This window comes from Novosphingobium sp. BL-S-32 (genome assembly GCF_056857055.1).
Genome location: NZ_CM166477.1, coordinates 2073174 through 2085563, shown reverse-complemented (window position 1 = coordinate 2085563; position 12390 = coordinate 2073174). Strand labels below are relative to the sequence as shown.

The window sequence follows — 12390 nt, the reverse complement described above, 5'->3', positions numbered from 1 at the left end:
TTCGTTTCACGACACGGCTGCGGCAGGCGTGCGGTGATGCTGGTTGACGGGACGGTCGAGGCCGAGGTGATCGCGCAGGGTGCGGCCTTCGTATTCCCTGCGGAAAATCCCGCGCTTCTGGAGTTCGGGGACGACGAGATCGACGAAGTCCTCCAAGAAGCCCGGATTGAGCGGTGGGATCAGGTTGAATCCGTCGACGACGCCCTGCGTGAACCAGTCCTCGATCTGGTCGGCCACTTGCGTGGGCGTGCCGATGGCGATGCGGTGGCCGCGCACGACGTTGTAGCGCAGTACCAACTGGCGCAGCGTCAGGTTCTCCCGCTTGCCGAGGCGGACGATCTGTTCCCAGCGGCCCTTGCCGTTTTCCGGCACCGGATAGTCGTCGGGGATCGGGCGATCGAGCGGTAGATGGCTGACGTCCTCGCCGATCAGCTCGATCGGGCCGGTGAGGTCCACCTTGGCCTGCAAGGACTCGAACTTTTCGCGCGCCTCCGATTCGGTCTCGCCGATCGCGAAGGAGAGGCCGGGGGTGACTTTCAGCTGGTCGCGCGCGCGGCCATAGGAAGCCAGCCGGCCTTTCACATCGTCATAGTATTCGCGCGCATCCTCCACGAACTGGGCGGCGGCATAGATCATCTCGGCGTGCCGGGCGGCGAAGTCGCGCCCGGTGTCCGAATTGCCGGCCTGCACGAAGACGGGATAGCCTTGCACCGGCCGCGCCACGTCCAGAATCGCTTCGGATCGGAAGTGCGGGCCCCGGTGCGAAACCGGATGGACGCTCTCCGGATCGAGGTAGTGGCCAGATGCCTTGTCGGGATGATCGAAGGCGTGATCGTCCCAACTGTCCCACAGGGACTTGGCCAGGGCAATGAATTCGGCCGCGCGTTCGTAGCGTTCGGCATGGCCGAGCGGATCTTCCACGCCGAAAGTGCGGATGGATCCGGGCGAGAGCGAGGAAACCACGTTCCAGCCCACGCGCCCGCCGCTCAGGTGATCGATCGATGCCATCTGCCGCGCCAGCGTATAGGGATGGGCGAAGTTGGTGTTCACGGTTGCGATCAGGCCGATGGAGCGGGTCGAGACGGCGAGGGCCGAAATCAGGCTGAGCGGCTCGAACCCTCCCCCTGCGGGACGGCGGCCGATCCCGCGCAAGTCGTCCGCGCCCATGCCGACGAAATCGGCGAAGAACACGCTGTCCAGCTTGCCGCGCTCCGCCGTCCGGGCGAGGTGCAGCCAGTACGCGAAGTCCGGATCGCCGCCGCCCGGCGATCCCGGCAGGCGCCAGGATCCCGGATGATGGCCGTGGCGCGTCAGGAACACGCCGAGGGCGAGCTGGCGCTTGCGGCCGGGCTCCCGTTCCTGCCCGCCCATCAGAACGACACCGACACGGCGCCGCCCCAGACGCGCGGCTCGATGATGTACTTGATGTAACCGAAGTTCGCAGAGGGGATGATCGTCGATGCCGCGTGGCTGTTGGTCACGTTGCGGGCAAAGACCGAAAGTTTGATATCGCTCGGCAGCTTCCACGAGAGCGAGGCATTGCCCAGCCACTTGGCCCCCTGTTCCAGCGGGGCGGTCTGCGTGCCCGCGTTGAAATAGAGGTGGGATCGGTACGACCAGTTGGTTTCGGCGACGATCTGGTGTCCGTTGCCAAGTTCGAACGTGTAATCGCCGGCAACGCTGGCAGTGACGTGCGGCGCCCGCACAAACTGGTTGCCCGAACAGTCCACGCCGGCCTTGCAGTTCGGGAACTCGGTATACTTGGTATCCAGCAGGCCAAGCGTTCCCGACAGGTGCAGCGCGTCGATCGGGCGGGCCGTGATCACGGCTTCCGCGCCCTTCGACCAGCCCTTGCCGGCATTGGAAAGCTGGCTGAGCGGCAGTTGGATGACGGTGACCTGGATGTCGGTATAGTCGTTGTAGAACGCGGCGAGATTGGCGGTCAGGCGGCCATTCAACCATTCGGACTTGAGGCCGATCTCATAGCTTTTCACGTATTCGGGATCGACGGTAGCCACCTGGGTGTGCACCGTCGCGCCGGTGTTGAAGCCGCCCGAACGGAAGCCCTTGGCATAGCGGGCGTAGACGTTGAGATCCCGGGTGAAATTGTACTTTGCCGTCGCATCATAAGTGAAGGCGTTCCAATTGCGCTTTTCGTCCTGCACGGCGCGTGTCGCGATGCCGGTCCCGGTGACGGAATTGCGCGACCAGAAGGCGACCGTGTCGAGATAGGTGAGCGTGCCGTTGCCGCCGGTGGCCGTGCCGATCGTGTCTAGATCGATCGCCTTGTCCTCCCAGGTGTAGCGGCCGCCAACAATAATTTCGAGATTGTCGGTCGGCTCGTAAGTCACGTTGGCGAAGAGGGCGTAACTGTTGTTGCTCTGGGTGAACTGTGTGTTAGTCCAGCTGGTGCGCAGGCCCACGGTGTTCGGCAGTACGGCGGTAACCGCCTCGGAATCGAGCTTTTCGTAGTAATAGTGGACGCCGGCGATCCACTTCAGCCTGCCCGTATCGGGCGAAGCCAGCCGCAGTTCCTGACTGAAGACCTTGGCATCTAGACTGCTGTAGGTATGAGTTCCTTCGTGATTGACCTGGGTGCCCAGTTCGGATCGGTGCTTGAATTCGTTGTAAGCAGTAATCGAAGTCAGATGAAGGTCGCCGACATCCCAATCAAGATTGAGTTGAGCACCGCGCTGGCGCAAATCCTGCCCGCTGTTACCGAATGAGAAATTGTTCTTGTAACCCTGAGGGACTGGAAACCCTGCAGGGTCTGTCGAACCCAGACCCTGATAGATGATATCGCCGACGTTTTTGTAATCGCGGTACTGCACGCGCAGCAAGGCCTCGAACGTGTCGGTCGGTTTCGCCAGTACGGAGAAGCGCGCGGCCGCCTCGCGGTTCTTGCCCATCGGCGTGCCGTCATGCTGATTGGTGGCGAAGCCGTCATCGTCGCGAAAATGTCCGGCGAAGCGCACCGCGACCTTGTCGTTCAGTGGTCCGCCCCAGGCGCCTTCCAGAAGAGCGGAGCCGTAGCTGCCGTACTCGGCGCGGGCATAGCCGCTGGCATCGAAGGAGGGCTTGCGGGAAATGAAGTTTACCGCACCGGCCGTCGTGTTCTTGCCCCAAAGCGTGCCCTGCGGGCCGCTCAGCACTTCGACGCGTTCCAGGTCGAAGATGGGGAACGCCTGCGCCACCGGAATGCCGATATAGACTTCGTCCTGATAGACGCCGAGTGGGCTGGTCTGGCCGTTGCCGGGCACCGAGTTGCCGATCCCGCGCAAATACCAGCGCGGGGTGAGGTTACCGACCGAGGTATCGGCGCTGAAGTTGGGCACGAAGCGCGATACGTCGCTGGCGCGGGTAATCAGCCGGTCGCGCAGCGTGTCGCCGCTCAGCGCGACGACCGATGCGGGCACGTCCTGCACGCTCTGCGTACGTTTTTGCGCGGTGACCAGAATGGCACCGTCGCCCCCCCCCGAAGGGTTTTCGTCCGGCGTAGTTTCGGCTTGGGCCTGCGATGAGAATGCCAAGGCCAGCGCCAGCGCGCTTGCCACGCCGATGCTGCGCGCGAGAGGAGATTGGAAAGGCGCCCTGAATGCCATGACTTACTGATTCCTCGTTTGCGGGATCTGGATGACGCAGTGGCCGGGGGGGCCGGCACCACGGTTCGCAAACAGAAGAGCAAGTGGCGTGCCACTTGAGAAAATGGCTATTTTTCAGGTGTTATCGGCAGCGTTTCGATCCCTGCTGCGCAGAACGGCGCATGGGGTGTGCGAATTTGGATGGTATTCTGCGTGATAGGATGCAGCGGTCAGATCAGGCCGAAGTTCCTGAGGTGGGTGCGCAATACGCTGCGTGTAACGCCAAGCGCGGCGGCGGTTCGGATCTGGTTGCTCTCGAAGCGGGCGAAAGCCGTGCGCACCACGTTCTCCACCGTACGGTCAAGCAGTGCGTCCTGCTTCTCTTCCAGACACCGTTCGACCAACTGCGTGAGATGTTCGTCCAGCACGATATCTGCGGAAGCAGCCGGGCGTGTCTGCATTTGGGGCGTGTGTTCGAACAGGGAGACGGGTCTTCTTGGTTCCACCGGTTGCAGCGCAAGGTCGTCCGGAGTGATCTGACCATCGATGCAGGTAAGCGCACCGCGCAGGACGGCATTTTCCAGTTCACGAATGTTTCCGGGCCAGGAATGCTTGAAGATTGCCTCTTCCGCGCCGGCCGTAAGCTCCAGGCGGCCCGCGCCGATTTTCGATCCGTGCCGCTCAAGGAAGTGGCGCGCCAAGGGGAGAATGTCGGCGCGGCGTTCGCGCAGTGGCAGCAACGGCAGCGGGACGACGTTGAGGCGATAGAACAGGTCTTCGCGGAACCGCCCTGCGGCCACAGCGCGGACCAGATCCACATTGGTGGCGGCGATCAACCGCACGTCGAGCGCGATCGGCTTGCGCGATCCTAATCGCACCACCTCCCGTTCCTGCAATATGCGCAGAAGTTTAACCTGCAATGCCGTCGGCAAATCAGCCACTTCGTCAAGGAACAGGGTGCCGCCGTTCGCGGCCTCGAACCAGCCCGCGCGCGCGTCGGTCGCGCCGGTGAAGGCACCTTTTTCGTGGCCGAATAATTCGGATTCGATCAGGGTTTCGGAAAAAGCGCCGCAGTTCACGGCAATGAAGGGGCCGTGCCGGCGGTTGCTCAGAGCATGGACGTAGCGCGCGACGAGTTCCTTGCCAGTTCCGGTTTCTCCCGCGATCAGCACGGTTGCCTCGCTTGGCGCCGTGCGCTCGATGAGCGGCACAAGCGTGCGCGATCGTGGATCGGAAAACACGAAAGCGCGCGCCCGGATGGCGGGAATGGCGGGATCGTTCGGATCGAGCGACAGGATCGTACTGCCCGAATTCACCTCGCCGGAACGGGGCTTACGGTCTTGCGCTAAAGCCATGGGACGCACCTTCCACGGTTTCGTATCGTGTTGATCGGTATTCTCTATTGATTTAGTCGAGAATGCAATTGAACGAACCCGTCCGTCATTTCTGCCGTGGTTTTTTCACGTCAGGCTGCGCGATCGGCCGAACGCAGCGCGAGCGCCGCTGCCAGCGGGCGGGAGTCGACCCACACATCGATGTCGACGGCGTTTTCCAGAAAGCCATACAGTCGCAGGAACTGTTCCTGCAGGCGCAGCATGTCGATCCGTTCGGGGGATAGGTTCGGATGTAAGGCGCGGTGAAAGCCTTCCCGATAGGCCGCCTCGACACCGAACGGGCCGGAAAAGGTCTCGCGCGCCAGGATGTGCCGCAGTTCGGAAAGATGGCCTGCTGCCCAGTCGGCGGCGCGAAGGCTGCACAGCAGGAAGCGTACGACGACGTCAAAATGCTCTTCGATCATGCGGCGGTGGGTCACGATCGGGCGCGGGGTGCCGTTGTTCACCCGTGTCATCCGGCTGGGATAGGCGTCGAGATCGATGCCTACCTCCAGCCCCAGTGCCTGTGCGGCTTCCGCTGCGGCGGCGCCTTTGACGTAGACGGCATCCACCTGCCCATCGGCGAGTGCCTGCAGGCCGGACCACATGCGATGCATCATCTGCGGTTCGGAGAAATCGACCTGCGGCGTGGGCACGTCCACGAAGTGCACGTCTTCAAGGCAAAGGCCGCCAAGGCGCAAAGCACTCTTGATCCCATGTAGTGACATGCCCCGCACGACCGAGGCTCCCCGCGTCGAGACATAGCTCGGCAAGGCGAAGCGCAGTCCCTTCAACTGCGCAGGCTCCAGCACGTTCTCGCCGGAGCGTACCATGATCGCCTGGCGCTCGTCGATCCAGGTCAGGCCGATCACGCGCGTTTCCGCACCCAGAGCGCGCGCGGCAAGTGCCGGAATGTTGCCGCCTTCGCGAAACAGGCTGCGGATCATGCTGTCGTGATCCCGCTCTGCGATGCGCAACCGATCTTCGCGCAGCCAGTCGACGGCGATGCCGTCAGGCCCGAATTCCTGATCCATCCAGCCGAGTGACCAGGCGATCGACGATGCGGCCGGCACTGGGGAGCGGACCAGCCAGATGCGGTCCAGTAAATCGGTTTCGCTCACGCCCTTCGGCCCCATTGGCTTTCTATCTCCATCCGCAAGATCATGAGACTTGGCAAAGCAAGGCCCATGCCACTCGAATTGCCGACGAGGCTCTCGCCCGGCCGGCGGCAAGACGGCGAACGGTATCCGGCCCGTCGCTGTTCAGATCGCTACGGCTGCTGCGCAATTTTGCGCAGTGGGCAGGAGTTTCCGCGCAGAGCTTTACGATTTCAAGCAGGTTTACCGCGGGTGGCATGGTCCGTGCTTCAGCCGACTTCGAAATGCGTTGTCTTCGAAACGCGAGTATCACCGAAGGAGGTTCTGGAATGGCGCTCAGCTTCTACTGGCATCTGTCGACAGCGGCGTCGGCCGATCGCGGGCGCGGCGAATGGGGGGAGGGCGACCGGCCCTGGGTTCCGGCCCGCGATGCCGGCAGCCGCCGCTTGCAGATCAACCATTACGACTATCTGACCCAGATCGCCCGTGCCGCCGAATTGACCGGCTTCGACGGCATTGTCATTCCCGACGAGCCGGAAGGTGAGGAGCCCTGGATCGTGACCGGTGCGTTGCTACGCGAAACGCGGCGCCTGAAGATCGTTACCGCCGTCGCGCCCGGATCGGCCTCGGGCGTCTATCACGCCAAGATGGCGTCCAGCGTCCAGCGCTTTTCTGACGACCGGCAGGCATGGTTGATCGAGCCCGGACAAGGTCTGCAGGCGGGTGACGGGGTCGCAGTGGCGGATCGTTCCGCCCGCACGGTCGAGCTGTTGACGCTGTTGGAAGGGGTGTGGAGCGATGGACCGTTCGACCTCGAAGGGCGTTACTTCGTCGTCGAAAAGGGCGGTCTCGGCGGTCTCGTTCAGAGGCGAAGCAGGCCGCCTATATGGCTGCACGGCGCGGACGCGCCGGGCGCAGAATTGCTGGACCATGCGCAAGTGCTGCTGATCGACACGGCGCCCTCGTTGGAGGTTCTGGCCGATCTCATTGCCGACGCGCGCCGTGCCAATCCAGTGCTGCGCGTTGCCGCGCATCTGCCGCTGCTGGCCCGCGCAGAGGAGCCGGACGTGGCGGTCGAGCGCGATCGCCGTCATCTGCCCCCTTCGGCGCTGGTCGGAACGTACGACGCGGTTGCCGCGGCTCTGGCGACGCTTGCCCGCGCCGGGCTCGACATCGCCGTACTGTCGGCGCCCGACCAGATTCAGGAAGTCCATATCGCGGGCGAGCAGGTCATCGGCCGTTTTCGCGCCGCTGCGGCCATCGCGGCCTGAAGGAGAATCCCGACATGAGCATCGATTTCTACTGGCGCATTCCCACTCACGGATGCAGCAGTTCCATTCGCGAACGCAATTCGAACCGCGGCGACTGGTCGCCGCTGGCGCCGGGCAATCAAACACCCGGGCTGGTCGATGGTGGGCCCGACGGCACCAGCTATCTCGATCATATGGCGGAGATTGCCCGAGCGGCCGAGATTTCCGGATTTGCCGGCGGCCTCCTGCCCTCGTTCCCGGTTACCGATGATCCCTGGGTGATCTCGGCTGCTCTGGCGCGGGCGACCAAGGCGTTCCGTTTCATGATTGCGTTCCAGCCCGGCTTCCTCAGCCCGGTACGTGCCGCGCGCATGTCGGCCAGCCTTCAGCGGGCGACCAACGGGCGAGTGGTCTACAATATCATTACCGGCGGCGGTGGACCTGGACAGCGCTGGTGGGGAGATCCGTTCGATCACGACGATCGCTACGGCCGTACCACCGAGTTTCTCGACGTGATGAAAGGCGTGTGGAAGCATGGGCCGTTTACCCACAAGGGTCGCTTTTACGAAGTGGCGGATGCCGCGCTTTCGCCTGCTTTGGCGCGGGAGGATTTGCCGACGGTCTACTTTTCCGGATCGTCCGAGGCGGCCTTGCAGTCGGCCGCGCGCCATGCGGACTATTACCTTTCGTGGCTGGAGCCGTTTCAGCAGCTTGCGCAAAAATTCGATGCGGTAAAGGCGCGCACAGCCGAACTGGGGCGGGGCATCAAGTGCGCGATCCGGGTCGAGGTCGTTGCGCGCCGTACGGAAGAGGAGGCCTGGCGAGAGATCGAGGTCGGTTTTGCCAATGTGAAGGCGGCGAGCCGGGATGCTCTCGGCGGACAACGCGGCGATTCAGTGGGAGTGCGCCGGTTGGCTGGGCTGGGCGTGGCAGACGCGCGCGACTATCGCGACCTTATCGTCTCGCCCAATGTCTGGGGCGGTTTCAGTCTGCTGCGACCTGGCCCGGCGCTCGGCATCGTCGGCAGCTATGAGAACGTCGCCGCGCGGCTAGATGAACTGATCGCCCTGGGCGCGGATTCGTTCATTCTGGCAGCCACGCCGCACCTCGAAGAAGCCTACCGCGTGGGCGAGGAAGTACTGCCGTTGCTGGGCCATCAAGCGGTCCAACGGCTGGAAGCGGCGGAATAGGTTAAGGCAGCAAAAAAGGGCCCGGCGCGACCAGATCGTCGCGCCGGGCCCTTTTTCTCGTCAGGTCATGATGGGAGCTGATCCCACCAGCCTTCGAGCTTAAGATCCTTGATAGCCTGGTCGACGTACTGCCGGTCGATCAGATGGGAGACGTCAACTTTGGTCCGCGTCAGCCCGGTGCGGAAAGCATAGTCGGATACGAAGTCGAAGTGTTCCTGGATCGCCGGGCTCGGCAGCGGTGAAAAGCGTTGGCGCCAGGGCAACTGGTTGTTGTCGGCATCCTTGACCACTGCGGCCAGCGGACTGCCGCCCAGTGTGCCCCATGACAGCACGGTATCGCGGTTTTGCTCCTGGCTCGACCAGTAAGCCTGCCGGACGAAAGCCGTCACCACCGTCTGCACGATGTCGGGATGCGCCGCGAGGAAATCCTTCCGGGCGAAAGTGCCGGCGGCCATCTTCCAGCTTTCCGGCGCATTGCTGGTGGACCAGAGGATGCGTGCAAGTCCCTTGTCTTGCAGCACGTAGGCTTCGGCCTGGATGAGCACGATGGCGTCCACCTTGCCGCTGGTCAGCGCGGCCTGGCCTGCCACTGCGTTGACGTTGATGATCTTGAAATCGTCCAGCGTCATTCCTTGCGACTGGACGTAGCGCGCAAAGCCGGCCTCCCACGGACGGCCGCGATGGAGTGCGATCCGTTTGCCCTTGAGATCGCGCAGGGTGCGGGCGGTGGAATCCTTGCTGACTGCAAGATAGATGTTCGTGCTGCTTCGGCTGGGCACGACAAGGCGCAGATCCACTCCGCCTGCCATTGCGATGACGGAGGGCAGGTCGCCATAGGCGGCCATGTCGATGGTCTTGGCCGCAAAACCTTCGTTTACCACCGGCCCGCCGACCGAGGCGGGAACCGGCACCCAGCGCGCCTTCCAACCTTTCTTCGCCAGTTCGGCGTCCAGCCAGCCATCCTCCTGAATGCGGGCGAGGCCGCCTATGAATTCGTTCTTGCCGTCCTTCGGGGTGACGATGCCGGCGATATCGACGATCTTCTCGTCCGCTTCCTTGCCCGATGGCGAGCAGGCGCTGGCCAGGGCGAAAAGCGGCAGCAGCAATGCCAGTAGCTTGCGACCTTTTATCATGATGGGAATGCTCCGGGAAAAGCGATCAAACGTGTTGTTCAGGGCCGAGATTCAGGGGCGGGTCCTGGCGGGAAAAGTGACCAGCGTGCCGTCCTCATCCCCGCGCGGTTCGTAGGTGAGTTCGGCCAGAATCTCGTCCTTCAGGCGATGCAGCAGTGGCGAGGCGCGGTCGCGCGGGTGGGGCAGGTCGACATCCACGATCCGGGCGATGCGCCCGGGGCGTGAAGACATGACCACCACGCGGTCGCCAAGGAACAGTGCCTCGTCCACGTCGTGGGTCACCATGATCATGGTGGTGCCGGCCTCCATCCAGATGCGCTGCAATTCGGCCTGCACTTTCACGCGGGTGAGCGCGTCGAGTGCGCCCAGCGGCTCGTCCAGCGCCAGCACCTTGGGCTCGTTGACCAGCGCGCGGGCGATAGCGGCGCGCTGGGCCATGCCGCCGGAAAGCTGGTGCGGATAGGCATCTCCGAAATCGGAAAGGCCAACGAGGGCAAGGTGCTCGGCCACCAGCCTGTCCCGCCGCTCGCGCGGGAGTTTCTGATTGAGGAGCGCGACTTCGACGTTCTTCGCCACCGTCATCCACGGGAACAGGCGGTGGTCCTGAAAAACCAGCCCGCGCTCCAGCCCGGTTCCGGCAACGCGCGTATCGTCGAGCCGGATCTCGCCGTCGTAGTCGGTATCCAGACCGACGATCAGGCGCAGCAGGGTGGACTTGCCGCAGCCGGAAGGCCCGACGATGCTGACGAACTCACCCGGCCGGATCGCCAGATCGATGCCGTCCAGCACGGTCAGGGCCTTGCCACCCATGGCATATTGCTTGGAAAGGCCGGAAATGCGCACCGCGCCGGTGCCGGTGTGGGCTGGGCGTTCAAGCGGATCGCGGACGGTTCTGGGGTCGGTCATGGCTGAATCCTGATCTTTCGGCACGCTCGTCGGGGGGCGGGAGGGGGCGGAGGGAGCGAGCGGGTGGGGGGCCTAGTTTGCAGTAGGGGCGGGCTGCCAGCGCAGCAGGCGCGCGCGCAGCCATGCGAACAACTGGTTAAGCGCAAAGCCCATCACGCCGACGCAGGCGACGCAGACCAGCACCACGTCCGTGCGGGCGGCAACTTGCGCGGCCATCATCACGGTGCCGAGGCCGGCCGTGGCGCTGAACAGCAGCTCCACGCCGATCGTCGCGATCCATGAAAAGGCCAGCGCCTGCGATATGCCGGTGAAGATCAGCGGCAGGGCGCTGGGCAGGGCGATCAGGCGAAGGGCCTGCATCCGGGTGAAGCCGTAGAGCCGGCCCACTTCGGCATGGCGGCGCTCGATCGCCTGCATGCCTTTCTGGGTATTGAGGACTGTGGGATAGAACGCCGAAAGCGATACCAGCAGCAGCTTGGCCCCGTCACCATTGCCGAACCAAAGGGCGACGAGCGGCAGCCAGCCAAGGATCGGCACTTGTCGCAAGGTGGTGATCAGCGGCGATGCGGTGCGATCTAGAATGCGCGAAAGCCCGGTCGCGATGCCTGCCGCAATGCCGATGGACCCGCCGATCACCAGCGCCGTCAGCGCGCGTTGCAAGCTGGCCCCGGCCTGAAGCAGCAGCGTCCCATCGCTCAGCATGTCCACGAAGCTGCGCGCGATCTGTTCGATCGGGGCGAAGGCATAGGCGTGGCCCGCGCTCTGCCGCGATTCCCATTCCCACCAGCCGAGTACCAGCGCCGGGAACAGCAGCGCCAGAGCGGCGGGCCTGAGGCGTGCCAGAAAGGGCGTCATGCCTGCCTCCAGCGGGTAAGCCGGCGTTCCAGACCCACCACCGAACCGTCGAGCAGGAAGCCGATTGTTCCGGCGACGACCACGCCGCAGAGCACCACGTCGATCTGGAAGAGCTGGCGGCCCATTTCCATCATCTGGCCAAGGCCGCTGTCCGCCGCGAGCAGCTCGGCAGCGACCAGAGAGAGCCAGCCGCGCGTCAGGCCAAGGCGCAGGCCGGTTAGCACTTGCGGCACGGTGGCGGGCAGGATCACCAGGCGCAGAAATGGAGCCAGCGGCAGGCGATAGAGGCGGGCCACTTCGCGGTGGCTGGCGGGAATGTCGCGCACTGCGTCATGGGTGGCCAGCGCGGTGGGGAAGAAGCTGGCAATCGCGACGATCACGATCTTGAAGCTGTCTTCCACGTCGAAGAACAGGATCAGCAGCGGGATGAAGGCGATGACCGGCACCTGTCGGATGCAGGTGAACGTGGGCCAGAGCAGCCGGCGCACGCTGTACGACAGCGCCATGGCGACCCCGCCGGCAAGTCCGAACGCGCTTCCGATCAGGAAGCCGCAGGCGAGCCGGTAGAGGCTGGCGGAAACATGGCGCTCCAGTTCGCCGCTGGAAACAAGGTCGAGCAGCGTGGCGCCCACCTGTTCGAGCGGCACCAGCACTTGCCGGGGCCAGATACCGCTGAGCGCGGCGATCTCCCACAGGAGCAGGATGGCGGCCAAGGGGGCGAACCGAAGCAGCGCGGCGGAAAGGGACCGCGACGTTCGGGAACTTTCTGCTGGCACGGCGGTGCTTCTCCTTCGACCTTTGCGGCCCTTGTGAAGATCAGCAAGGTCCGTGCCAGTCTCGCACCCGTACCGCGCCCGTGCGGGAACCAGCGCGAACGCAGGCGGAAGCGGTTGCCCGGTTTCGCGCAACTGTCGAAAATTGCGCAGCGCCCTGCGTGGATACGACCAGTTCGCGGTTGGTGTCCGGCGCTGCCCATATCCGCGAGGCGCTGCGCAGTTCGGGCCA

At 64.1% G+C, this 12390-nt stretch carries 10 protein-coding genes; 2 read left to right on the top strand and 8 right to left on the bottom strand.

Going from position 1 to position 12390, the window contains the following annotated elements; translation table 11 throughout:
* Positions 1-6: 6 nt before the first annotated feature.
* The 4 genes from AC1VVK_RS25605 to AC1VVK_RS25590 form a co-directional block, all read right to left on the bottom strand.
* Positions 7-1371: an LLM class flavin-dependent oxidoreductase gene (locus tag AC1VVK_RS25605; RefSeq protein ID WP_482905968.1), complete on the bottom strand. Its 1365-nt coding sequence runs from the start codon at positions 1369-1371 to the stop codon at positions 7-9.
* Complete coding sequence (locus AC1VVK_RS25600) at positions 1371-3602, bottom strand: TonB-dependent receptor (RefSeq protein ID WP_482905967.1); 2232 nt, start codon at positions 3600-3602, stop codon at positions 1371-1373. Before AC1VVK_RS25600 ends, AC1VVK_RS25605 begins: the two co-directional genes overlap by 1 nt.
* A 209-nt stretch (positions 3603-3811) precedes the next feature.
* Entirely contained in the window at positions 3812-4936 is a 1125-nt protein-coding gene (locus AC1VVK_RS25595) for a sigma-54 interaction domain-containing protein (protein WP_482905966.1), read from the bottom strand.
* Between the two features lie 110 nt (positions 4937-5046).
* Entirely contained in the window at positions 5047-6075 is a 1029-nt protein-coding gene (locus tag AC1VVK_RS25590) for an ABC transporter substrate-binding protein (protein WP_482905965.1), read from the bottom strand.
* A 305-nt stretch (positions 6076-6380) separates the two neighbouring features.
* Between AC1VVK_RS25590 and AC1VVK_RS25585 the strand changes: the two genes are divergently transcribed.
* Positions 6381-7322: an LLM class flavin-dependent oxidoreductase gene (locus AC1VVK_RS25585; RefSeq protein WP_482905964.1), complete on the top strand. Its 942-nt coding sequence runs from the start codon at positions 6381-6383 to the stop codon at positions 7320-7322.
* Between the two features lie 14 nt (positions 7323-7336).
* On the top strand, positions 7337-8491 hold the full coding sequence (locus tag AC1VVK_RS25580) for an LLM class flavin-dependent oxidoreductase (protein ID WP_482905963.1): 1155 nt from the start codon (positions 7337-7339) through the stop codon (positions 8489-8491).
* A gap of 65 nt (positions 8492-8556) precedes the next feature.
* Here the strand turns inward: AC1VVK_RS25580 and AC1VVK_RS25575 are convergent, their stop codons facing one another.
* From AC1VVK_RS25575 to AC1VVK_RS25560, 4 genes are all read right to left on the bottom strand, one after another.
* A complete protein-coding gene (locus AC1VVK_RS25575; protein WP_482905962.1) occupies positions 8557-9624 on the bottom strand; it encodes an ABC transporter substrate-binding protein in 1068 nt (355 codons plus the stop codon).
* A 51-nt stretch (positions 9625-9675) separates the two neighbouring features.
* Positions 9676-10530: an ABC transporter ATP-binding protein gene (locus AC1VVK_RS25570; RefSeq protein WP_482905961.1), complete on the bottom strand. Its 855-nt coding sequence runs from the start codon at positions 10528-10530 to the stop codon at positions 9676-9678.
* A 72-nt stretch (positions 10531-10602) separates the two neighbouring features.
* On the bottom strand, positions 10603-11385 hold the full coding sequence (locus tag AC1VVK_RS25565; RefSeq protein ID WP_482905960.1) for an ABC transporter permease: 783 nt from the start codon (positions 11383-11385) through the stop codon (positions 10603-10605).
* Complete coding sequence (locus tag AC1VVK_RS25560) at positions 11382-12161, bottom strand: ABC transporter permease (RefSeq protein WP_482905959.1); 780 nt, start codon at positions 12159-12161, stop codon at positions 11382-11384. Before AC1VVK_RS25560 ends, AC1VVK_RS25565 begins: the two co-directional genes overlap by 4 nt.
* Between the last annotated feature and the right edge of the window lie 229 nt (positions 12162-12390).

Excerpts from the sequence above, each read along its gene's own strand:
- AC1VVK_RS25600 (WP_482905967.1), bottom strand. The coding sequence starts at position 3,602 with ATGGCATTCAGGGCGCCTTTCCAATCTCCTCTCGCGCGCAGCATCGGC.
- AC1VVK_RS25605 (WP_482905968.1), bottom strand. The coding sequence starts at position 1,371 with ATGGGCGGGCAGGAACGGGAGCCCGGCCGCAAGCGCCAGCTCGCCCTC.
- AC1VVK_RS25595 (WP_482905966.1), bottom strand. The coding sequence starts at position 4,936 with ATGGCTTTAGCGCAAGACCGTAAGCCCCGTTCCGGCGAGGTGAATTCG.
- AC1VVK_RS25575 (WP_482905962.1), bottom strand. The coding sequence starts at position 9,624 with ATGATAAAAGGTCGCAAGCTACTGGCATTGCTGCTGCCGCTTTTCGCC.
- AC1VVK_RS25585 (WP_482905964.1), top strand. The coding sequence starts at position 6,381 with ATGGCGCTCAGCTTCTACTGGCATCTGTCGACAGCGGCGTCGGCCGAT.
- AC1VVK_RS25565 (WP_482905960.1), bottom strand. The coding sequence starts at position 11,385 with ATGACGCCCTTTCTGGCACGCCTCAGGCCCGCCGCTCTGGCGCTGCTG.
- AC1VVK_RS25580 (WP_482905963.1), top strand. The coding sequence starts at position 7,337 with ATGAGCATCGATTTCTACTGGCGCATTCCCACTCACGGATGCAGCAGT.
- AC1VVK_RS25570 (WP_482905961.1), bottom strand. The coding sequence starts at position 10,530 with ATGACCGACCCCAGAACCGTCCGCGATCCGCTTGAACGCCCAGCCCAC.